Annotated in this window: 19 protein-coding genes; 11 read left to right on the forward strand and 8 right to left on the reverse strand. The window is 62.2% G+C overall.

Annotated elements, in window-relative coordinates:
• Positions 1–62 precede the first annotated feature (62 nt).
• Positions 63–1,178 carry a branched-chain amino acid ABC transporter substrate-binding protein gene (locus HU766_RS11795; RefSeq protein WP_012313074.1) on the reverse strand — a complete coding sequence of 372 codons (1,116 nt, stop codon included), beginning with the start codon at positions 1,176–1,178 and terminating at the stop codon, positions 63–65.
• 360 nt (positions 1,179–1,538) lie between these two features.
• Here HU766_RS11795 and HU766_RS11800 point away from each other — a divergent pair, with 360 nt between their 5' ends.
• Together HU766_RS11800 and HU766_RS11805 are read left to right on the forward strand one after the other, a co-directional pair.
• The gene (locus HU766_RS11800; RefSeq protein ID WP_033702624.1) at positions 1,539–1,844 is read left to right on the forward strand and encodes a DUF2288 domain-containing protein; all 306 of its coding nucleotides are present in this window, start codon (positions 1,539–1,541) and stop codon (positions 1,842–1,844) included.
• 169 nt (positions 1,845–2,013) lie between these two features.
• Complete coding sequence (locus HU766_RS11805; RefSeq protein WP_186656866.1) at positions 2,014–2,901, forward strand: NAD(P)-dependent oxidoreductase; 888 nt, start codon at positions 2,014–2,016, stop codon at positions 2,899–2,901.
• Here HU766_RS11805 and HU766_RS11810 read toward each other — a convergent pair.
• On the reverse strand, positions 2,801–5,065 hold the full coding sequence (locus HU766_RS11810; RefSeq protein ID WP_047583679.1) for an EAL domain-containing protein: 2,265 nt from the start codon (positions 5,063–5,065) through the stop codon (positions 2,801–2,803). The two genes, HU766_RS11805 and HU766_RS11810, sit on opposite strands and share 101 nt — an antisense overlap.
• A gap of 224 nt (positions 5,066–5,289) precedes the next feature.
• Positions 5,290–8,136 carry an RNA polymerase-associated protein RapA gene (gene rapA / locus HU766_RS11815; protein WP_186656868.1) on the reverse strand — a complete coding sequence of 949 codons (2,847 nt, stop codon included), beginning with the start codon at positions 8,134–8,136 and terminating at the stop codon, positions 5,290–5,292.
• Positions 8,137–8,287: 151 nt separating this feature from the next.
• On the opposite strand from rapA, the gene HU766_RS11820 reads away from it, so the two are divergent.
• The 7 genes from HU766_RS11820 to HU766_RS11845 all read left to right on the forward strand — a co-directional run bounded on the left by HU766_RS11820 (position 8,288) and on the right by HU766_RS11845 (position 13,124).
• The gene (locus HU766_RS11820) at positions 8,288–8,983 is read left to right on the forward strand and encodes a hypothetical protein (RefSeq protein WP_186656871.1); all 696 of its coding nucleotides are present in this window, start codon (positions 8,288–8,290) and stop codon (positions 8,981–8,983) included.
• 61 nt (positions 8,984–9,044) lie between these two features.
• Positions 9,045–9,374 carry a hypothetical protein gene (locus HU766_RS11825; RefSeq protein ID WP_033702619.1) on the forward strand — a complete coding sequence of 110 codons (330 nt, stop codon included), beginning with the start codon at positions 9,045–9,047 and terminating at the stop codon, positions 9,372–9,374.
• 67 nt (positions 9,375–9,441) lie between these two features.
• On the forward strand, positions 9,442–9,603 hold the full coding sequence (locus tag HU766_RS11830) for a hypothetical protein (RefSeq protein ID WP_077068735.1): 162 nt from the start codon (positions 9,442–9,444) through the stop codon (positions 9,601–9,603).
• 135 nt (positions 9,604–9,738) lie between these two features.
• Positions 9,739–9,855 carry a cytochrome c oxidase subunit CcoM gene (gene ccoM, locus HU766_RS26505; RefSeq protein WP_003254862.1) on the forward strand — a complete coding sequence of 39 codons (117 nt, stop codon included), beginning with the start codon at positions 9,739–9,741 and terminating at the stop codon, positions 9,853–9,855.
• Between the two features lie 182 nt (positions 9,856–10,037).
• Positions 10,038–12,026 carry an FUSC family protein gene (locus tag HU766_RS11835; RefSeq protein ID WP_186656873.1) on the forward strand — a complete coding sequence of 663 codons (1,989 nt, stop codon included), beginning with the start codon at positions 10,038–10,040 and terminating at the stop codon, positions 12,024–12,026.
• The gene (locus tag HU766_RS11840) at positions 12,013–12,219 is read left to right on the forward strand and encodes a DUF1656 domain-containing protein (protein WP_047583681.1); all 207 of its coding nucleotides are present in this window, start codon (positions 12,013–12,015) and stop codon (positions 12,217–12,219) included. The genes HU766_RS11835 and HU766_RS11840 overlap by 14 nt, the downstream gene beginning before the upstream one ends.
• Positions 12,220–12,254: 35 nt before the next feature.
• Positions 12,255–13,124 (forward strand): HlyD family secretion protein, encoded by an 870-nt coding sequence (locus HU766_RS11845; RefSeq protein WP_186656876.1) that lies wholly within the window; start codon positions 12,255–12,257, stop codon positions 13,122–13,124.
• 33 nt (positions 13,125–13,157) lie between these two features.
• Here the strand turns inward: HU766_RS11845 and HU766_RS11850 are convergent, their stop codons facing one another.
• Positions 13,158–14,372, reverse strand: a complete 1,215-nt coding sequence (locus HU766_RS11850) for a GAF domain-containing sensor histidine kinase (RefSeq protein WP_033702614.1) — start codon at positions 14,370–14,372, stop codon at positions 13,158–13,160.
• Positions 14,373–14,555: 183 nt separating this feature from the next.
• On the opposite strand from HU766_RS11850, the gene HU766_RS11855 reads away from it, so the two are divergent.
• A complete protein-coding gene (locus HU766_RS11855) occupies positions 14,556–14,876 on the forward strand; it encodes a DUF2025 family protein (protein ID WP_033702613.1) in 321 nt (106 codons plus the stop codon).
• A 44-nt stretch (positions 14,877–14,920) separates the two neighbouring features.
• On the opposite strand, the gene HU766_RS11860 is transcribed toward HU766_RS11855, so the two are convergent.
• Positions 14,921–17,509 (reverse strand): EAL domain-containing protein, encoded by a 2,589-nt coding sequence (locus tag HU766_RS11860; RefSeq protein ID WP_186656880.1) that lies wholly within the window; start codon positions 17,507–17,509, stop codon positions 14,921–14,923.
• Positions 17,510–17,565: 56 nt separating this feature from the next.
• Positions 17,566–18,639: a diguanylate cyclase gene (locus HU766_RS11865; RefSeq protein WP_186656913.1), complete on the reverse strand. Its 1,074-nt coding sequence runs from the start codon at positions 18,637–18,639 to the stop codon at positions 17,566–17,568.
• 130 nt (positions 18,640–18,769) lie between these two features.
• Between HU766_RS11865 and HU766_RS11870 the strand changes: the two genes are divergently transcribed.
• Positions 18,770–19,864: an MBL fold metallo-hydrolase gene (locus HU766_RS11870; RefSeq protein WP_186656882.1), complete on the forward strand. Its 1,095-nt coding sequence runs from the start codon at positions 18,770–18,772 to the stop codon at positions 19,862–19,864.
• 3 nt (positions 19,865–19,867) lie between these two features.
• Here the strand turns inward: HU766_RS11870 and HU766_RS11875 are convergent, their stop codons facing one another.
• Positions 19,868–20,764, reverse strand: a complete 897-nt coding sequence (locus HU766_RS11875; protein WP_186656884.1) for a formate/nitrite transporter family protein — start codon at positions 20,762–20,764, stop codon at positions 19,868–19,870.
• 125 nt (positions 20,765–20,889) lie between these two features.
• On the reverse strand, positions 20,890–21,219 hold a 330-nt coding region (locus tag HU766_RS26200), incomplete at its 5' end, for a hypothetical protein (protein ID WP_238338605.1).

The following is a 21,219-nucleotide window of genomic DNA, read 5'->3' on the forward strand; positions in this document are numbered from 1 at the left end:
TCGTAAAACAAAGCCCACTGCTCGCACAGTGGGCTTTTACGGTCAGCTATTTAGTCACGCAGTTACTGAGGGGAGACTTCGGTCTTCGGCTTGCCGAAGTGCCATTCGTAGACCACGAACTTGAAGTCTTTGAGGTCGCCTTTTTCGTCGTACGACAGCGTGCCGGTAGGGGTCTTGAAGGAGCCGGCGTGGATGGCGGCTGCCACCTTGTCGGTGTCTTCGGACTTGGCGGCCTCGATGCCTTTGGCGATCAACTCCACGGCGGAGTAAGCCGGGAACACGAACGGACCGCTCGGGTCCTTGCCGTCAGCCTTGATGGCATCGACGATGGCCTTGTTCTCAGGGTCGGCGTCGAACGACTTCGGCAGGGTGACCAGCAGGCCTTCGGAGGCGTTCTGGGCGATCTGCGAGATCGAGTCGTTGCCTACACCTTCTGGGCCCATGAACTTGGCTTTCAGGCCTTTTTCCTGAGCCTGGCGCAGGATCAGGCCCAGCTCTGGGTGGTAGCCGCCGTAGTAGACGAAGTCGACGTTGTTTTGCTTGAGCTTCTGGATGATCGAGGAGAAGTCCTTGTCACCGGCGTTCAGGCCTTCGAAGACGGCAACCTTGGTGCCTTTGCCTTCCAGGGTCTGCTTGACGGCGGTGGCGATGCCTTCACCGTACTGCTGCTTGTCGTGCAGCACTGCAACGACCTTCGGCTTGACGTGGTCGGCGATGTAGTTGCCGGCCGCAGGGCCTTGGGCGCTGTCCAGGCCGATGGTGCGGAAGATCAGCTTGTAGCCACGGGCGGTGATTTCCGGGCTGGTGGCGGCGGGGGTGATCATGATCACGCCTTCGTCTTCGTAGATGTCGGACGCAGGCTGGGTAGAGCTGGAGCACAGGTGGCCGATGACGAACTTGACGCCGTCGTTGACCACTTTGTTGGCGACTGCCACGGCCTGTTTAGGGTCGCAGGCGTCGTCGTATTCCTTGGCTTCGAGCATCTTGCCATCGACGCCGCCCTTGGCGTTGATGTCTTTGATGGCTTGCTTGGCGCCGATGAACTGCATGTCGCCGTACTGGGTGACAGGGCCGGTCTTAGGCCCCGCGATCCCGATCTTGATGGTATCGGCGGCAAACGAATGGCTGGCTACCCCTGCCAGAACCATTGCGGCGAACAGCTTGGAAATCTTGATCATAGTGCTCCACTCATTCTGTTGTAATTCTTATAGTCCTGGCGGCCAGGGCTACAGACCGGGCGGGAATTGCGGTATGGCCACGCCATACTGCATGCCCACCTTCCCCCGGAACATGTCCCGGAACTGTACCGGTACAGTGTAGAGCGCTGTTCGAGCGCTTGAAAAGCGGTCAAAAAGTACCTGGTTCCTGGGTTGTCGCTTGATCGACACAAAGATACAGAAAAGCGCCATCAATTTGCCTGTACCTGCGGCCCAACCCCACAAGTTCGGGGCCGATCGACCAAATTACGTATTTGAAACCGGGTTTTTCTGCAAAAATAGTGGCCTTTTTTATTGGCCGATTTTTGCGGGTAGCAACCCATGACTGATCAAACAAGCACCCTCTATGCCAAATTGATTGGCGAGACGGCAATCATCGAGTGGAAAGCGCTGGAGCGCTTCTGGGCAAAGGGTGACCTGATTTGGGTCGACCCCAGCCTGGACCTGATCGCCGTTGCCGAAGCGATGGCCGAGAATCGCGGCGAGATCTTCGCCAAGTGGCGTAGTGATGGCGCTGTTGGCCCGGTGACTGCCGAGCAGGCGCTGGACCTGCAAAACCGCGATCCAGAGATCTGGGCGGTGGTGGTTTCACCGTTTATCGTGATTCAGGTGAAGCGCGCTGAGTGAACGCGATCGTTTTTGGTGCGTGAAAATGCGCAGCCGCCTCAATCTGGTGCTTGGGGGCGATCAGATGGGTGGAGGTAAGTAACAATTCGGCGTGGCGGTAACAGTTTACGGGATGCGTAATGGGGCCGCTGCGCGCCTTGAAAATAACAAAATGTGCCAGGAGTCGTTCATGAGCTCACAACTACCTTCGCTAGCCTTCGCCGGAATCGGCCTGATGGGCTTGCCCATGTGTCGGCGCCTGCTGGCTGCCGGTTACCCGCTGACGGTGTGGAACCGCAGCCCCGACAAATGCGCCGAGCTGGTAGCAGCTGGCGCGCGACTGGCGGCAACCCCGGCCGAGTTGTGCCGCGACAGCGACATGGTGCTGCTGTGCCTGGCCGATACGGCGGTGGTGCGCGAAGTGGTGTTCGGTGAGCAAGGCATCGCGCAGGGTGGGCGCAGTGGCCAGTTACTGATCGATTTTTCGAGCCTCGAACCGACCGCCACCCGGGAGATGGCCGCTGCGCTCGCTGCCTTGTCTGGCATGGCTTGGCTGGATGCCCCGGTGTCCGGTGGCACGCCGGGCGCCGAGGCCGGCACCTTGGCCATCATGGTCGGTGGCGAGGCCGCCGACCTGCAGCGTGCACTCCCCGTACTGCAGGTCCTTGGCCAGCGAGTGACGCACATGGGCGCCGTTGGCGCCGGCCAGGTGACCAAGGCCTGCAACCAGATGATCGTGGCCTGCAATGCCCTGGTGATCGCCGAAGTGGTGGCATTGGCCGAGCAGTCAGGCGTGGACGCGACACTGATCGCCGAGGCCTTGGCGGGCGGCTTTGCCGATTCGAAACCGCTGCAGATCCTTGCCCCGCAAATGGCCGAGAGCCGTTTCGAGCCGATCAAGTGGCATGTGCGGACGTTACTCAAAGACCTCGACAGCGCAGTCAAATTCTCTCGCGAGCAAGGCTCTGCGACACCGCTCAGTGGCCTCGCCGCGCAATTGATGCGCCTGCACGGTAGCCAGGGCTATCTGCAAAAAGATCCGGCGACCCTGGTAGCGCTGTATCGCAGTAAGGGCTGAGCAGGCCATTGCGCCGTTGCAGCCGCTCCAGGATCGGCCGCAATTCGCCCAGCGGCACCGGGCGGCTGAGCAAGTAGCCCTGCAGGTAGTCGCAGCCGTGGGTTTCGAGGAATTCCAGCTGTTCGACGGTTTCGACGCCCTCGCTGACCACCTGCAGGTGCAGGGTGTGGGCCATGACGATGATGGCCTGGACGATCTCGCGGTCTTTCTGGCTGCCTGGCACATCCTGCAGGAAGGTTCTGTCGATCTTCAGGATGTCCAGCGGCAAGCGTTTGAGGTAGGCCAGCGACGAGTAACCGGTACCGAAGTCATCGATCGACAGGGCCACGCCCTGGGCGCACACGCGCTTGAGCAGGCTGACAGTGCGCTGGATGTCCCCCATCAATGCGTTTTCGGTGATTTCCAGCTCCAGGTGGCGGGGCGCCAGGGCTGAGTGAAACAACGCTTTCTCCACCTCGCTGGCCAGTTCATCGTGACTGAGCGTGACTGCCGAGCAGTTCACCGTGACCTTGAGGTCGCCATAACCGTGGCGGTGCAGTTGCGCCAGGTCGGCACAGGCGTGGCGCAGCACCCACAGGTCGAGGTCGATGATCAAACCATTGGCTTCGGCGATGCCGATGAAACGGTCGGGCCCGAGCAGGCCGTGTTGTGGGTGCTGCCAGCGCACCAGGGCTTCGAGCTTGGCCACCTGGCCATTGTGCAGGTCGAAGATCGGTTGGTAATGCACGCACAGCCCGCGTTCTTCCAGCAGCGCGATGCGCAGTTCCTCTTCCAGTTGCAGGGCAAGCGTGGCCCGGGTTTTAAGGCTGTCGTTGAAGAAGGTCAGGCTGTTGCGCCCGTTGCCCTTGGACTGGTACAGGGCAAGGTCGGCGTGCTTGAGCAACTCTTCGGCGGTGTTGCCATCGTCGGGGAAAATGCTGATACCGATACTGGTGGTCATGACCATGCGCCGGCCACCCAGGTCGATGGGGTCCTTCATTCGCTGCATGATGCGCTGCGCCAGGTGGCGTGCTTCATCACGGTTGTTGAGGCTGGTGACCACGCAGAACTCGTCGCCACCAAAGCGCGCCACCAGGTCCTGGCTGCGGGTGGCTGCCTTGATGTGGTTGGCGATCACTTTGAGCAGTTCGTCGCCGGCAGCATGGCCAAGGCTGTCATTGATGCGTTTGAAATGGTCGATGTCGAGAAACATCACCGCCAGGCGGTTGTCATCGGCGTTCTGTTCGGCGAGGCGCTCGGCGAACACTTGATTGAAGCCGCGGCGGTTGATCAGATTGGTCAGGGCGTCGTAGTGCGCGGCCTGTTGCAGCGAGGCTCGCGCCTGGTCCAGTTGGTTGAGCAACATGCTGACCCGGCGCAGGTCGTGCTCCTTGCTTTGCAGCTTCTTGTCGGCCAAGGCCGCACTGATGCTGGCACCACTGATCAGCAGCGTGATGAATGCAATGGTCAGCCCCAGTTGCAGGCTGTTGTCGGCTGACGGCAGACGCAGCGCAGTGTCGGCGGGGATGACCAAGGTCATGGCCGACATGGCCGTGAAGTGGGTCGCGACGATGCCGCCGGCCATCAGCAGGCTAGCGCCGTACTTCAGGGCCTGGTGCAAGGTGCCGCTACCGTTGCGAAAGCGCCGCGCCAGCAGCAGCGCTGCGAGGCTGGTGAGCAGGGCGATGGCCATGGAGGTCAGTAGCAGCCCGGTCTGGTAGTACTGTTGAGCGCCGGTTTCGAGGGCGGCCATGCCGACAAAATGCATGAAGATGATGCCGGCTGCGATGAGTACTGCACGCTTCAGATAATGATACGGGCGCATGTGCCTACGGTTGATGCTGTTCATGCCCACCCAGGCGACGATCAGGGCAATGAGCAGCGACAGCACGGTCAGCGACACATCGTAGTGAACTTCGAGCGGGGCCTGAAAGGCCAGCATGCTGATGAAGTGCATGGCCCAGATACCGCCGGCGAGGCAGCAGGCGCCGAGCATGCGCCATTGGCGTTGCGCCGTGGCCTGTTCGCTATGGGACTGGCGCTCGGCCATGTCCAGGGTCGCAAAGCACCCCGCGCAGGCCACGGTATAGGCGAGCAGTACCAGGAAGGGTTCATGGCGACAATCGATGACGATTCGTCCGGTTGCCGGAAGATCGGCGAACAGTTGCAGACCCAGCCATTCCATTGCGTGCCTCTTGGTCGAGTTTTCACTCGTCTGCGGTACAACCCTTGGCAGACTGTCCAGAGGCAGTATAGGAAGAGGTAGTTAGCCCTTCCTGAATAATGGCAATTTGATTTCTATGATTTGGTTATGAGGCCAATCGCAGCAAGGCATATGGCCGCTCCCGTTGCAGGAGCAGCCTTGTGTTGCGATGGGCTGCCAAGCAGCCCAACTTGTCGCTCGTATAGTCAGCCAGCCACCAGCACGCGAATGGCTTCCAAGCGCAAGGCAGCTTTGTCCAGCATCGCCAGGCCTTCTTCACGCTGCTTGCGCAAAGCGTCGATTTCGCTGTCGCGTACGCTCGGGTTGACCGCCTTGAGCGCGGTCAGGCGGGCCAGTTCTTCGTCCGCTTCGGCAGCCAGGCGGCGCTGGGCTTCGGCCACACGCTCGACGTGGGTCGGCATGATCTTGGCCTCACCGCCACTGATGCGCTGGGCCAGTACATCCCGCTGGGCCTGGATGAACTTGTTGGCGCTGGCGCGCGGAACGCTTTCGAGTTGGTCGTTGAGCGTTTCGAAGGCCACGCGCGACGCCAGGTCGTTGCCATTGGTGTCGAGCAGGCATCGCAGGGCTGCCGGGGGCAGGTAGCGACCAAGTTGCAGGCTGCGTGGCGCCACCACCTCGCTGACGAACAGCAGTTCGAGCAGCACGGTGCCAGGCTTGAGGGCCTTGTTCTTGATCAGCGCGACAGCGGTATTGCCCATCGAGCCGGACAGCACCAAGTCCATGCCACCCTGAACCATCGGGTGCTCCCAGGTCAGGAACTGCATGTCTTCGCGGGACAATGCCTGGGTACGGTCGTAGGTGATGGTCACGCCTTCGTCGTCACCCAGCGGGAAACTGGCGTCGAGCATCTTCTCACTTGGCTTGAGGATCAGGGCGTTTTCCGAATGGTCTTCGCTGTCGATGCCGAACGCGTCGAACAGGGTCTCCATGTAGATCGGCAGGGCGAACTGGTCGTCCTGTTCGAGAATCGCCTCCACCAGTGCCTGGCCTTCGCCGGCCCCGCCCGAGTTGAGCTCCAGCAGCCGGTCGCGGCCGCTGTGCAGCTCGGCCTCCAGGCGCTCGCGCTCGTTGCGGGCATCGGCCATCAGGGCATCCCAGGCTTTGCTGTCACCGCTTTCAAGAAGCGGCAGCAGGCGCGGGCCGAACTGATGCTGCAGGGCATTGCCGGTCGGGCAGGTGTTGAGGAAGGCGTTGAGCGCTTCGTGGTACCACTGGAACAGGCGCTGTTGCGGGCTGTCCTGCAGGTAGGGCACGTGCAGCTGGATGGTGTGCTTCTGGCCGATCCGGTCGAGACGGCCGATACGCTGTTCGAGCAGGTCAGGGTGGGCCGGCAGGTCGAACATTACCAGGTGATGAGAGAACTGGAAGTTGCGGCCTTCACTGCCGATCTCGGAACAGATCAGCACCTGGGCGCCGAATTCCTCGTCCGCGAAATAGGCGGCGGCGCGGTCACGCTCCAGAATGCTCATGCCTTCATGGAAGACCGAAGCGGGGATGCCGGAGCGCACGCGCAGAGCGTCTTCCAGGTCCATGGCGGTTTCGGCATGGGCGCAGATGACCAGCACCTTGGTGCGCTTGAGCATCTTGAGGGTATCGATCAGCCAGTCGACCCGAGGGTCGAAACGCCACCAGCGCTCGTCGTCAGTGGTGTCGCCGTGTGCCTGGAAGGCGACTTCCGGGTAGAGCTCGGCCTTTTCGCCAGGCGGCAGGTCGCGGTACTGCTCGGGCATTGCCACCGGGTAGGCATGCAGCTGGCGCTCGGGGAAACCCTGGACCGCAGCACGGGTGTTACGGAATAGCACGCGGCCAGTGCCGTGGCGGTCGAGCAACTCGCGGATCAGGCGCGCGCTGGCCTGGGTATCACCATCGTTGACCGCCGCCAGCAAGGCTTCGCCTTCGGCGCCGAGGAAGCCATGGATGGTGGCGTGGGCCTTGGGCGAAAGACGGCCTTCATCCAGCAGCTCCTGCACGGCTTCGGCCACCGGGCGATAGTGCTCGCTCTCGGCGCGGAAGGCCGCCAGGTCATGGAAGCGGTTGGGGTCGAGCAGACGCAGCCGGGCGAAGTGGCTGTCCTGGCCAAGTTGTTCGGGGGTGGCGGTGAGCAGCAACACGCCAGGGATGACCTGTGCCAGTTGCTCGACCAAGCCGTACTCCGCGCTGACCTGGTCTTCATGCCAGACCAGGTGATGGGCTTCATCGACCACCATCAGGTCCCAGCCCGCAGCAAACAGCGCATCCTGGGCCTTCTCGTCGTCGACCAGCCATTCCAGGGCGACCAACGCGAGCTGGGCGTCTTCGAACGGGTTGCTGGCGTCGCTCTCGATGAAGCGTTCGGCGTCGAACAGCGCCACTTGCAGGTTGAAGCGCCGGCGCATTTCCACCAGCCATTGGTGCTGGAGGTTTTCCGGGACCAGGATCAGTACGCGGCTGGCACGCCCGGACAGCAGCTGGCGATGGATGACCAAGCCGGCCTCGATGGTCTTGCCCAGGCCGACTTCGTCCGCCAGCAGAACCCGTGGCGCGCTGCGGTCTGCGACTTCGCGGGCGATGTGCAACTGGTGAGCGATCGGTTGCGCACGGCAGCCACCCAGGCCCCAGAGCGACGATTGCATCTGTTTGCTGGTGTGATGCAGGGTGTTGTAACGCAGGCTGAACCACGACAGCGGGTCGATCTGGCCGGCGAACAGGCGGTCGCTGGCCAGGCGGAACTGAATAAAGTTCGACAGCTGGGTTTCTGGCAGGGTGCGCGGCTGGTTTTGCGCGTCCAGGCCATGGTAGACCAGCAGGCCGTCGACATCGTCGACCTCGCGCACGGTCAGCTTCCAGCCGTCGAAGTGGGTGATCAGGTCACCTGGCGAGAAGCGCACGCGGGTCAGCGGCGCATTGCGCAGGGAATACTGGCGGGTGTCGCCAGTGGCCGGGTAGAGCACGGTCAACAGGCGGCCATCCTGCGCCAGGATGGTACCCAGGCCGAGCTCTGCTTCGCTGTCGCTGATCCAGCGTTGCCCCGGTTGATACTGCTGCGCCATACTGCCTGAACTCCCGCGATGAAAAGCCGGCTATGTTAACGGATCGGCCGGTCAGACCAAAGTGTTGAAGTGCACCGATGGGTGCCAAAGACCAACAGTCTAGCCGTTTCATCGACCAACACCGTCTTGCCGACGAGGGCTGCGCACCGACATGTCCGCCAAGCACCGCTGGTTGAACGCTTCCCTGGCCGTGGGCAGCCTCGTGCTGCTGGCTGCGTGCGAGCAAAAAAACTTCGAGACCTTGCCGGCCATTGCGCCCGAGCAGCTTGAGGCGCTGGGCGTGCAGACGCCGATCAAGAGCGTGCATTTTCGTGACCGCGAGGGTGAAGGCCTGTTGGTGCTCAGCCGCACCGATGGCCAGGCCACCGACGCCGAAAACCAGCAGGAAGTCGACAAGGTGGTGCTCAAGGCCACGCTGTATGGGCGCACGGCAGAACGCGATGCGTTCAAGGCACGCTGGCAGGTCGAACAGGAAACCACCTGCCCAGGCTTGGACCTGGATGTCGACTTCTATACCGATGTCAGCGATGTCAGTGACCTGAACAAGGACGGGGTCGCCGAACTGACGGTAGCTAGCCATGCCTTCTGCGGCGGGGGGATCGACCCGCACGATATCGCCATCGAGATGCGCGAAGGGCAGGCCAGCTACACCATTACCGGGGAGTCGCTGATCACGCCCGCCGGCGAAGACCCGATAGGCGGAGTACGCGAGGACAGTGCCTCGCTCAAGGCCGCGCCGCAGGTACTGCGCGACCACATGGACGCGGTCTGGCAACAGGTCTACAAGCGGCCCTGGAGTGAGGCCAGCCCGCCGAGTGACGACGACCCTGACGACGAAACCGAGTAAGCGTTGTCTGTATTCAAGGTAGGTGACCAGCCGCCGATACAGGGGTAATAGGAGACTTTCCATGTTGCCGCCGATCATTCCGCTCAGTGCAGCACCGGTAACCTCGCAACAGGACCCGGTCAAGCCAACCCCCGACATCAAGCCGGTGGTTCCCACGCAGCCTTCGTCCGGTGAAAGCGCGATCGACCTCAAGCAGCAGCGCGACCCGCAAGAGCAGGCCTTGCTGCTGCGTGATGAACAACGACGGCAACAGCAGCGTCGACAAAAAAACGACGGCGAGCGTTACAGCGCGCTACCCGGCGATGAGGTCAACGCCGACAATACCGTACCGGTGGCACCGCTGATGGGCGAGCGCCCGCGTCAGGGGCTGCTGGTCGACATCGAAGTCTGACGCGGGGCTGGTCAGCGTCCGCGCCTGGCTTCATCATGCAAGCCTCTGTTGATCGTCGAGCCCACCCATGAGCCAAGACAACCTCATCGATTTCGATGCCGAACGTGCCAAGCGCGTCCACGACCTCAAGGAAAAGCGCCTCAACGAAGTGCGCCAGGCCTTCGAGCAGGCCATGCCCTTGAGCGCAGCCAAGAAAAAGAAACCCAAGGGCAAGCCCAAGAAGCGCTGAAACTTGACGCAGGTCAAACCTGCGCCCGCCTCGCGTGCCCGGTCTCGGGCACCATTGACCCCGATCAATTTTCTGTGCCCCCACATTCGTTACCTTGCATCCATCGGACAACGGCAAACGAAGAGGGAGGCCGACATGTTCTTCGACAACGTGGTTATCGCAGGTGTGGTAACGGTCGGGTTGATGGTCGCGTTCTTTGCCGGTCTGGGCATTTTCATCTGGAAGGACTCGAACAAGCGCAAGCCGCGCTGACCTTCTGGGTTCACGAGCACGCAAGGCATTTAGGGCGACTTCGGTCGCCCATTTTTTTTTGCCTGGAAAATGCCACGCAGCACAGTCCCTAAAAGATGATTAGCTAGCTAATTAATCGTTTGCGCATTATCCTTCTCTTCATTGTCTATCGTTTACCTGACCATCCCCGCAAGGTCCGCCTCGTGCCCATCACTCTCCAGGCCCTGTTCGCACCCAGCAGCCTCGCCCTGAAGTTCGCCATCAAGACCGTACTTGGCGGTGGCCTGGCGCTATGGCTGGCGATGCGTTGGGGGCTGGAGCAGCCTTCATGGGCACTGATGACCGCCTTTATCGTGGCCCAGCCGCTGTCGGGCATGGTGGTGCAAAAGGGCCTTGCACGTCTGGCCGGCACCTTGGTCGGCACCTTCATGTCGGTGCTGTTCATCGGCCTGTTCGCCCAGACCCCAGGCCTGTTTTTGATCACCCTGGCGCTGTGGCTGGCCCTGTGCACGGCGGCTTCGACCCAGATGCGCAGTGCCTGGGCTTACGCCTTCGTGCTGGCCGGCTACACCGCAGCGATCATCGCCTTGCCGGCGATCGACCACCCGTTGCAGGTGTTCGATCAGGCTGTGGCCCGCTGCACCGAGATCTGCCTGGGGATTTTTTGCGCCACCGCCACCAGTGCCCTCATCTGGCCCATGCGCGTGGAACAGCAATTGAGCGGGCAGGCCCGGCAGGCTTGGCACAATGGCCTGCAGGCAGCCAGCGCCATGCTCGGCGGCGAAGATGACGCGCGCAAAGGGTTGCTGGAAAGCCTGGGGCGTATCGTTGCCATCGACAGCCAGCGCGAACATGCCTGGTTCGAAGGCAACCGCGGGCGCCAGCGCGCCCGCGCCATCCGTGGCCTGAGCCAGAAGCTGATGGTACTGCTGCGTATCTCCCGCGCGGTGCGCCGGCAGTGGCGCCAGCTTGATGAGCAGGAAACTCGGCACCTGGCGCCCTGGTTGGAAGCGTTGCGCGCGCAGTTGGGCAACCCCGATCAACCGAGCCTGTTGCTGTTGCGTCAGCGCATCTGGGATGCCGCCCATGACGAGCAGATCAGCTCTGCAGAACATTACTGCCTGGCACGCATGGCGCTGTTGCTGGATTACGCCATGGCCGCGACCCAGGCGCTGGACGACGTCGAAGCGGGCAGGGCGCCCAAGGATGTGCCCCAGGGCCTGGCCGCGCACCGCGATTGGTCGCTGGCCCTGTTGTTCGGTTCACGCAGCGCGTTGGCGTTTCTGGTGATGAGTGGTTTCTGGCTGGCAACAGCCTGGCCATCGGCGCCGGGTGGGCTGATATTGACCTGTGTGGTCTGCAGCCTGTTCGCCAGCCGCGAAAACGGCGCCCAGATCGGCCTCAGTTTCTTGCGTGGCATCTTTTTGGCGATCCCGGCGGCATTCTTGGTCGGGCAAATTCTGCTGCCCCAATGGAGCAGCTTCGCCATGCTCTGCCTGGGCATGGGCGTGCCGCTGTTTCTGGGCGCGCTGGGCATGGCCCACCCGCGTACCGGCGCTACCGCCACCTCTTATTGCCTGCACTTCATTGTCCTGGTGTCGCCGCTCAATGCCATGCAATTTGGCGTGGCCAGCATGCTCAACAGTGCGTTGGCCATGCTGGTGGGTGTGTCTGCGGCGGTCATGGCGTTCCGTTTGCTGGTGTTTCGCCACCCGGCGTGGCTTGGCCGGCGCCTGCGGGCAGCGACCCAGCACGACCTGGTGCGCCTGACCCGGCGCGAACTGCGTGGCGCCGACAGCTGGTTTGGCGGGCGTATGGCCGACCGCCTCATGCAGCTGGCGCGGCATGCCAGCGAGTTGCCTGAAAGCGAGCGCAAGCGCTGGGACGATGGCCTGCATGGCCTGGACATCGGCGACGAACTGGTGCACCTGCGCATGTGCCTGGCGGTCGCCCAGGCGCCGTTGGGCCGGGCCGAACGCGAGTACCTGCAACAGGTAGAGGCCGTGCTGGCCAAAGGGCCTGCGCCTGGGCGCGGGCAGCGACTGGACAACGCCAGCGCGCAATTCATCGAAGCGTTGCGCCGGCTGCCTGCGAGCGATCCGCTGCGCCTGGCCGAAGGCGCGGTACTGCAGTTGCAGAAGAGCTGGGGCAAGTGGTGCCGCTGGCAGGAGGACGTGCATGGGGTTGCGTGAATGGGCGCTGGGCGGCGTGCTGTTGAGCCCGTTTCTGGTTTATGTACTGCTGGCGCTGGTGTGCACCGGGCTGCTGCGCTTGTTGGTACAGGCCACGCCGTTGGGCCGCTGGATCTGGCATGAAGCACTGTTCGACGCGGCATTGTTTGTGTGCGTGTTGTACCTGGTAGTGCGCGTGCTGGGCGCTGCATAAGGGTTTTTGTCAGGGTTCAAGTAAGGAGTGATTCGATGCGTACCGTCGTACGTACCTTGGTGACACTGTGTGTGGTGGCCCTGGCCCTGTTGGCAGGCTACCAGCTGTGGCAGTACTACATGCTCACCCCCTGGACCCGCGATGCGCGTGTGCGCGCCGACGTGGTGGTGATCGCGCCGGACGTGTCCGGCTGGGTGCGCGAGCTGAAGGTGCATGACAACCAGCAGGTGAACGCGGGTGATCTGCTCATGAGCATCGACAGCGAGCGCTTTCAGGCAGCATTCGACCAGGCCAGCGCCGTGACCGAGACCCGCGCGCAGCAACTGCGCCTACGCGAGCGCGAAGCGGCGCGGCGTACTGCCTTGGGGCCGGAGGCGATCAGTGCCGAGCTGCGGGAAAACGCCCAGATCAATGCCGCCATCGCCCGTGGCGAACTGCATGAGGCCCAAGCGCAATTGCAGGTGGCCAAAATCAACCTGGCGCGCAGTGAAGTGCGCGCGCCGCGCAGCGGGCACATCACCAACCTGCGCTTGGCCCAGGGCAACTACGTGAACACCGGTGAGTCGGTCATGGCCCTGGTGGATGACTCGACTTTCTATATCCAGGCTTACTTCGAAGAAACCAAGCTACCGCGCATCCGTGTGGGTGACCGGGTGAAGGTGTGGCTGATGGGGGCGGGCGAGGCGATGCAAGGGCATGTGCAGAGCATCAGCCGCGGTATTACCGACCGCAACAGCAACCCCGACAGCCAGCTGCTGCCGGAAGTCGAACCGACCTTCAACTGGGTGCGGTTGGCGCAGCGGATACCGGTACGGATCCGCCTCGACCAGATCCCGCAAGGGGTGAACCTCAGTGCTGGCATGACCGCCAGCGTGCAAGTGCATGAAGATCGGGGTCAACAGTGATCGCCCTGGCACGTGCCACGCGGGTGCAGGCCTTCATGTACTGGCTGGCGGTGCTGCTGGCGCCCCAGGTTGACCCAGCGGCAGACGGAAGCTGAACAAGGTACCGTTGTGTTCGTTGGAGAGCACCTCCATGCGCCCACCATGTGCCAGCGCGATCTGGTTGGCGATGTACAGCCCGAGCCCAAGGCCTTGCTGCGGTACCTGTGACAGCGGGCGGGAGAAGGGTTGGAACAATTGCGCCAGGGTCTGCACGGCGATGGGGGCGCCGTGGTTGTGCACGCTCAGCACGAACTCACCGGCCTGGAGGGCCGCCTTGACCGCTACCGGCCCTTGCGGGTCGCCGTGGGTCAGGGCATTGGCGATCAGGTTCGAGAGCAGTTGGGTGACCCGTTCGCGATCACAGTACAGCCCGCCGATGTCGCCGATGTCCAGCACGATCCGCCGCTGCGGATGCACCTGTTGCAGTTCCGAGGCGACATGCCGCAGGCCTTCGGCAAGGTCAGGGCAAGCCTGCAGGTTCAAGGGGATGCCGGCACCGAGGCGGCCGCGGGCAAAGTCCAGCACATCGCGCACCAGCTGCGAGGCACGCCGGCCGCAAGTGAGGATGTGCTGGGCGATAGTGCGCTGCTGGTCGTCCTGCAGGCGCTGGGTGAGCAGCTCGGCACCGGCGGTGATGGCGAACAGCGGGTTGCGCAGGTCATGGCCGAGCACGGCAATGAACTGTTCGCGCACTTCGGCCATGGCCCGCTCCTTGCGCAGGGCCTGTTCGGTGCGCTGGGCGCCTTCCTCGCTTTCGATCTGGATGGCCAGCAGCCGGGCGAAGGATTCCATCATCGGCTGGATGGCACTGCCTTTAAGCGCTGCGGGTAAAGGGTCGAGGGCGCAGATGGTGCCGAAGAAGCGGCCATCGGTCCGGAACACCGGCACTGAAATGTAGCTTTCGAAGCGATAGAGCTGAGGCGTGTGGTGCCGGCAGTACTGCTCGTCTTCGCTGGCCTTGTCGATCACGATGGTCTGGTGCGTGCTGCGGATTTCGTGGCACAGCGTGGTGGCGACATCGAGTTCACCGCCCGCGGTCAGGCCAAAACCCAGGGTGTCGAGCACGGCACATGCCGTCCAGTTGCTATCGGTTACCCGGGCCACGGCGGCGAAGCGCATGCCCGTTGTTTCGCAGATCACCTGGAGGATGGCGGGCACAGCATTAATGCGGCCGATCGTGGCAATGTCGGCATGGATGGCGTCGGTCATTAACAGTCCCAGTGTTGGCGACGAAGGGGGTTCAGGACCATTCTAGCGGGCCTTTGGCAGGATGATGAAAAACCTTGGCGAATGCTCTACCACTTGCGTTAGGCTGGCCTTTGCGAGTCGCCCGGCAGAGGCGACCGTTTGCAGCCCGGCGTGCGTCACTTCCTTTCATTGCGAGGTTACGTCATGGCCATCACTTCCCAGGACATCTGCAACGCCGCAGAGCAGCTCAACGGTTTCGTCGGCTTTCATGGCAAGCGCGGCGTTCATATCGTGCGTTTTTCCGAGGACGCGTTCGGCATGGACGTGGCCGACGACAGTATCACCCCCTGCAACGAATTCGTCTGGCGACCCGAGCAAGGGCCGCGCATGGCCTTGTGCCGGTCGCGCCTGGCACTGTTGCTGGAGCAGCATGTGGACGACCGCCTGAACATCGGCGAGCCCTTGCGTACCTACTTGCGGCGCAGCGATTTGCCGGAGATTGTGGCCGAACGCAATAAACGCTGATGGCCCCTGTGTAGGAACATCCGTGCACCGCGAATAGGTTGTTCCTACAACAGATGGTGTGCCGAGCCTTCGGGTGCCTGTCGCAGCAGCGCCTCAAGGCTTTCTTTCGTCAAAGGTCGGCTCAGGAAGTAACCCTGCACTTCATGGCAGCGATCCTTCTCCAGCGTCCTGAGCTGTTGTTCACTCTCCACGCCCTCGGCGGTCACCGTCAGCCCCATGGCTTCGCCCAGGTTGATGATCGCCTGGACCACAGCGCGATCATTGCCACTGGTGTTGTTCAGGCCGGCGATGAAGCGTTTGTCGATCTTTATGCTGTCGAACGGGTAGGTGCGCAGATAGCCCAGCGACGAGTAACCGGTGCCAAAGTCGTCCATGTTCAGGCGCACGCCAAGCTCCTTGAGTGACAGCATGGTGCTGAGTGCGCCTTCGATGTCGTTGAGCATCACGTTCTCGGTGATCTCCAGCTCCAGGCGCTGGGCGGGTAGCGCGGTTTCCAGCAGGATGTCGCGCACATCGGCCACCACATCGCTGCGCAAGAACTGGGCGGGCGACAGGTTCACCGAAATCACCAGGTCTGCCGGCCAGTCGTGGGCCGTGCGGCAGGCTTCGCGCAGCACCCAACGGCCCAGCGCAACAATGATGTCGCTCTGCTCGGCCAGCGGGATGAAGGTGTCTGGCCCCAGCAGCCCTTCGTGCGGGTGCTGCCAGCGCAGCAGGGCTTCGACCGCGACGATGCGCAGGTCGCCCAGGCGATAGCGCGGTTGGTAGTGCAGCTCGAACTCCTGGTTCTGCAGGGCACGGCGCAAATCGTTTTCCAGTTGGCGGCGGTACTGGATCTGCTGGTTCATTTCGGCGGCGAAATAGCGCCAGGTGCTCTTGCCATCTGCCTTGGCCTGGTACAGCGCGATATCGGCGCAGCGGATCAGCTCGCCGGCATCGAAGCCCAGGGTGCGGCTTTGCGCGACGCCGATGCTGGCGCCAATGTGCAGAGGCTGGTTGTCAAACACGATAGGTTGCTGCAACAGGCTGATCAGGCGTGCGCAGAAGCGATCGACCTCGCTGCGGTTCTCCATGCCAGTCAGAACCAGGATGAACTCGTCACCCCCCAGGCGTGCGACCAGGTCGACATCGCGGGTGGTGTCGCGCAGGCGTGTCGCCACCTCTTGCAGCACGGCGTCACCGGCGGCGTGGCCGAGGGAATCGTTGATCGGCTTGAAGTTGTCCAGGTCCAGCAGCAGTAAAGTGAGTGGCGGCGAGTCGCTGCCGCGCAGCAGTACCTGTTCGAGATGCCGGGCGAGTTTGTTGCGGTTGGCCAGCCCGGTCAGTGGGTCGTGCAGCGAGAGGTGCTGGATGCGCGCATGGGCGTCGACCTCGTCCGTGATGTCGCTGGCGGTACCGCGAAAGCCGGTAGGCTTGCCGTCGTACCAGATCGCTCGCGCCGAGATGCGGCAGTAGCGGTTCTGCCCGTTGTGGTCACGGTAGGTGCAGCGCAGGTTTGCCAACTGCTGGGGGTCGGCGGCGGCCAATGCGTCGAGCCAAGGCGACAGCGGCGTGGTATCGCAGGCCAGCAGCTGGTTGACCGGCTGGCCCAGCCAGTCGTCAACCGGGTAGCCGGTGACGCTGACGAAACGTTGGGAAAGATAGGTCAGGCGTAGTTGCCGGTCGGTTTCCCAGATCCAGTCGGAAGCGGCTTCGGCCACGGCGCGAAAACGCTGCTCGCTGGCCTCCAGGGCCTGGTTGCTCTGTTGCAGGCGCTTGAGGCTGAGGTCGATGGCGCGGGAGCTGCGCAGGGCATGGCGGAACAGGTAGAGCATCACCAGGCCCAGGATCAACAAGGCGCAGAGCAGCGCAGGCAACATCGCCCACAGCAGTTGCTGCCCCGGCAGCGGGCTGGTCCAGGCCAGGTGGTAGCCGGTATCGCCCAGCTCGATGCGCTGATGGCCATGCTCACCTGTGCCGTGTTTCTCGATATGCATACCCGCCAGGCCCGCACCGGTGCCCAGGCGTGCGAGCTTGTCCTCGGTCAACTGGTCGACGAACAGCATGACGGGCGCCTGGCTCACTTCGCTGGCCGACACGTCTTTGTCGGGGCGTACGGCGGCCGCGCTGAGCACTGCAGGCCAGCCGTTGAACAGCACGAACCGGGTAATTTGTTCGCGAGCGCTGGCAGCCGCCCGCGCTTGGCTGATGATCGGTTGCAGGGGCGCTTCTATATAGGTACTGGCTTGCGCCACGCTGGGCTTGCCTTTGAACAGGGCGTAGGTGGTGCGCTGGTCGTCCACCACGAATATACCTTCATAGCCATTGGCGCTGTACAGCGATTCGCCGACGTTCTTCTCCTCATAGGCCCATTGCCAGTCGGCCTTGCCGGCCAGGTGCTCGAAGGCCGCATCCCACACGGCATAGCTGGACAGAAACTGGCGTGAGGCGAGCAGCCGTTGTTCGAGGGCCTGGGTGGCATGGAAGGCGCTGCGTTGCTGCTCCTGGCGATCGAGGGTGGCAGCAATATTGAGCAAAGCGCCCAACGTGACCAGGCAGGCCAAGGCGAAAACCGCGCAAAAGCCTGCAATCAAGCGGCGGACTTGGAAATGTGGGGTGGCAAGGGTGGGTGGAAGGTCGGCGTTCCTGGCCATGCGCGAGCGACTCCTTCAAGAACTGCAGCCTCCCGCAGGGCAATCAGGAAGGAGGTTCAGTCAGGATAGGCCAGCCTGAGCCCGGCGGCCTCGCTTTGCGCGAAATTGACCTGGTCACGACCAGCGTGCTTGGCGGTGTATAACGCCTTGTCAGCCTGTTCGAGCCAGTGCTCGGGCGATTCAAGGTCTGCATGAAACGCGGACAAGCCAATGCTGAGGCTGATGCGCAAATGCGGCAGCTGCGGATTGCGATAGTTCGCCACCCGCTCGCGCAAGCGCTCCATGGCCTGGCAGGCCTGCGCCTCGTGAGTGTCTGGCAGGATCACGCAGAATTCGTCGCCGCCATAGCGCCCGGCCTGGTCGACATCACGCAGGTTGCGTTTGAGCTCTTCGCTCATCTGGCGTAGTACGCAATCGCCGACCACGTGGCCAAAGGTGTCGTTGATGGTCTTGAAGTGGTCGATGTCGATGAGGGCGATCACCGCATGCAGCTGTTGTTGCTGGCAGGTCTGGAACCTGACCTGCAACAGGTCTTTCCAGGCCCCGTGGTTGAGCAAGCCGGTCAAGCTGTCGGTAAGGCTCAGCGCACTGAGGCGGCGTTTGTGCTCGGCCAGCTTGATTGCCAGTTGGTAGCAGACCCAGCCAAGGGCCAAGGGGTAGAGCGTCAACATTGGCAGGCACGCGTAAACCTGCAGTGGTGTGGCATTGAGTTGTAGACCGGGGCCGAACACCAGCGTGGCCCCGAGCATACCGGCGAGCTGTGCCAGTACACCGCGTACGAGCAGGCGCTTGCCACCTGCGGCGACGTTGTTCATGGTCATCATCGACAGAACGGTGACGCTGGGCAGTGGGTTGAACTGCATGGTGGCAGTCCAGAAGCCGCCCATCAGCGAGTCCAGCAGCAAGTTGCGTTGCTCTGCCTGGTAAGGCGTTGCCGAGCGGATTGCCCAGAGGTAGGCGGCATGTGGCCAGAAAAGGCCATTGAACAGTAACAGCAGCCAGGCCCACATGGGCGGCGACAGCGGCGCCACCGCTGCCATTACACTGAACAGACCGATGCCCATACCGATGATGCGCGGCAGGTAGATGCGCTTGACGAAAGTAAGTCCCTTGCCGCTGCGTTTGTCCATCATGGTTATCATTCTTCTGCCAAGGCGCCGTTTATCGCATAACTCGCGTGAATATTGTTGAACAGTGTTTCATCTATGAAAAATGACCTTACAAGCCAATTCACGGTTGATGCGATCACTGTGGGGTAATATGAAGGCTTTCCTGTTGCTCGGAGTGCTGCTGCTCATGGTCCCCACCGCTAACGCTGCCGGTGAGCCGGCGCCACACTGGGACGGACGGTTCCACAACCAGGCACGCCTGCCGCAGGACGGCGTGATGAAGAAGCTGCGCATTGGCCTCAAGTACCTGTTCTTGCGCAAACCCCCCGAAACCCGCCCTGCCAACCCCATCGCCGTGCAGCCCATGACCCGGCAGCAGGTGCTCGACGCACCTGATCACAGCCTCTGGCGCTTGGGCCATTCCACGATATTGCTCAAGCTGCGGGGTCGCTTCTTCATCACCGACCCGGTATTCGCCAAGCGCGCCTCCCCGGTGCAATGGGCAGGGCCGCAACGTTTTCATGCCCCACCACTTGGGCTGGACGAGTTGCCGCCGTTGGCTGCGGTAATTCTGTCCCATGATCACTTCGACCACCTGGACGAGCAGGCGATTCGTCGGCTTGCTCCGCGTACCGGGCTTTTCCTGGCCCCGCTTGGCGTGGGTGACCGGTTGATCGAATGGGGCGTTGCGCCTGACAAGGTACGTCAGCTGGATTGGTGGCAGGAGACCGAGGTCGACGGCGTGCGTTTCGTCGCGACCCCGGCGCAGCATTTTTCTGGGCGTGGTCTGTTCGACAGCAATCAGACCTTGTGGGCGTCGTGGGTGATCATTGATGAACAGCTGAAGGTGTTCTTCAGCGGTGATACCGGGTACTTCGATGGCTTCAGGCAAGTTGGCGAGCGCTTCGGGCCTTTCGACCTGACCCTGATCGAAACCGGGGCCTATAACGTCGCGTGGCCGAACGTGCACATGCAGCCAGAACAGAGCCTGCAGGCACACCTGGACCTGCGCGGGCGCTGGTTGCTGCCGATTCACAACGGCACGTTCGACTTGTCCATCCATGGCTGGCAGGAGCCGTTCGAGCGCATTCTGGCGCTGAGTGCGCAAGCGCAGGTGCGGCTAAGCACGCCGCAAATGGGCGAGCGGGTCAGCCTGGACTCGCCCCATGCCGGGCAGAATTGGTGGCAACCAAGGCCTGCGCAAGAGCGCAGGCGGACGGCCGAGCGTGCAGTGGCGGTGCGCTAAGGGTCATTTCCCCGCCTCTTGCCGACGCGGGGAGGGCGGCGCCTGGTCGTCCAGCAGCCGCGAAGGCGGCTTGCCGCTGTCACTGCGTACCTGCGCATGGCTGATCAGCGCAAAGATGAAGCTGCCACCAATGATGTTGCCGGCCAAGGTCGGCAGGGCGAACTCCATCAAGAAGCTGCGCCAGGTCTCTTCACCGGCCCAGACCAGGTAGGACACCTCGACCGAGCCGACGACGATATGGGTGAAGTCGCCCAAGGCCATGAAGTACGTGATCATCAGGATGATCCAGATCTTGGCGTGCTCCATCGACGGAATCATCCAGACCATGGTTGCGATCATCCAGCCCGAGACGATGCCTTTGGCGAACATCTGGCTGATGTCGTTCTTCATTACCTTGCGGCCGACCTCGAGGAAGGCCACGTCGGTCTTGCTGTCGAAGATCGGCAGCTCCAGCATGACCCAGGCCACCAGCAAGGTGCCCGCCAGGTTGCCGAGCAGTACTACGCTCCATAGGCGCAGCAGGCGGCCGAGGTTGGCCAGCGTGGGCGTGGTCATCACCGGCAGCACCGCGGTCAGCGTGTTCTCGGTGAACAGTTGCTGGCGGGCGAGGATTACCGCAAGGAAGCCCGCACTGTAGCCGATGCTTGCGATTACCTGGGCGCTGTCGCCTTCTGGCAGGCGGGCATAGAACAACCCCATGGCCATGAGCGAAAGCCCCATGGACAACCCTGCAGCCAACGCCGACCACCACAGTGCTGCGAGGGTGCGTTCCAGTTCCTGGTCGCCTTGGGCGCGAATGATTTCGTGCAGCACCGCTGCCCGTGGCGGCTGGTTATGGCTTACTTCCTGCTCTTCATCCGCCGACAGGCCAGGCGTTTTCTCGCTTTGCGCATCGCTCATGATTGCCACGCTCCGTGGTGTGTTTATCTACAGATCGGTTGCGCCTTAATTAGTTGCGGGCGGGGTAAACCGCGATTGGAAAGTTTTTTCAGCTCAAGGTGTTGACTCTGATTTCAAAGCGCGTATTATTCGCCTCCTCGCAGCGATGAACGCTTCGGGGCAAGCGGTAAGTTGTTGAAGTTAAACGCTTTCGAAAGAAAGCAGTAGTAAAAAAACTTCAAAATAAACGCTTGACAGTAAATGAGGAAAGCGTAGAATGCGCGCCTCGGTTGAGACGAAAAGCTCTTAACCAACCGCTCTTTAACAAATTGAATCAAGCAATTCGTGTGGGTGCTTGTGAGTATGGACTGATAGTCACAAAGATTATCAGCATCACAAGTGACCATGCGAGAAATCACATAGTCATTTGAGATTGCTGAGCCAAGTTTAGGGTTTCTTAAAAACCCAAGCAGTAT

This window comes from Pseudomonas sp. SWRI77, from assembly GCF_014269105.1.
Lineage (GTDB): Bacteria > Pseudomonadota > Gammaproteobacteria > Pseudomonadales > Pseudomonadaceae > Aquipseudomonas > Aquipseudomonas capeferrum.

Coding starts and splice junctions, on each gene's coding strand:
- HU766_RS11795 (WP_012313074.1), bottom strand. CDS start 1,178: ATGATCAAGATTTCCAAGCTGTTCGCCGCAATGGTTCTGGCAGGGGTA.
- HU766_RS11800 (WP_033702624.1), top strand. CDS start 1,539: ATGACTGATCAAACAAGCACCCTCTATGCCAAATTGATTGGCGAGACG.
- HU766_RS11805 (WP_186656866.1), top strand. CDS start 2,014: ATGAGCTCACAACTACCTTCGCTAGCCTTCGCCGGAATCGGCCTGATG.
- HU766_RS11810 (WP_047583679.1), bottom strand. CDS start 5,065: ATGGAATGGCTGGGTCTGCAACTGTTCGCCGATCTTCCGGCAACCGGA.
- rapA (WP_186656868.1), bottom strand. CDS start 8,136: ATGGCGCAGCAGTATCAACCGGGGCAACGCTGGATCAGCGACAGCGAA.
- HU766_RS11820 (WP_186656871.1), top strand. CDS start 8,288: ATGTCCGCCAAGCACCGCTGGTTGAACGCTTCCCTGGCCGTGGGCAGC.
- HU766_RS11825 (WP_033702619.1), top strand. CDS start 9,045: ATGTTGCCGCCGATCATTCCGCTCAGTGCAGCACCGGTAACCTCGCAA.
- HU766_RS11830 (WP_077068735.1), top strand. CDS start 9,442: ATGAGCCAAGACAACCTCATCGATTTCGATGCCGAACGTGCCAAGCGC.
- ccoM (WP_003254862.1), top strand. CDS start 9,739: ATGTTCTTCGACAACGTGGTTATCGCAGGTGTGGTAACGGTCGGGTTG.
- HU766_RS11840 (WP_047583681.1), top strand. CDS start 12,013: ATGGGGTTGCGTGAATGGGCGCTGGGCGGCGTGCTGTTGAGCCCGTTT.
- HU766_RS11845 (WP_186656876.1), top strand. CDS start 12,255: ATGCGTACCGTCGTACGTACCTTGGTGACACTGTGTGTGGTGGCCCTG.
- HU766_RS11850 (WP_033702614.1), bottom strand. CDS start 14,372: ATGACCGACGCCATCCATGCCGACATTGCCACGATCGGCCGCATTAAT.
- HU766_RS11855 (WP_033702613.1), top strand. CDS start 14,556: ATGGCCATCACTTCCCAGGACATCTGCAACGCCGCAGAGCAGCTCAAC.
- HU766_RS11860 (WP_186656880.1), bottom strand. CDS start 17,509: ATGGCCAGGAACGCCGACCTTCCACCCACCCTTGCCACCCCACATTTC.
- HU766_RS11865 (WP_186656913.1), bottom strand. CDS start 18,639: ATGGACAAACGCAGCGGCAAGGGACTTACTTTCGTCAAGCGCATCTAC.
- HU766_RS11870 (WP_186656882.1), top strand. CDS start 18,770: ATGAAGGCTTTCCTGTTGCTCGGAGTGCTGCTGCTCATGGTCCCCACC.
- HU766_RS11875 (WP_186656884.1), bottom strand. CDS start 20,764: ATGAGCGATGCGCAAAGCGAGAAAACGCCTGGCCTGTCGGCGGATGAA.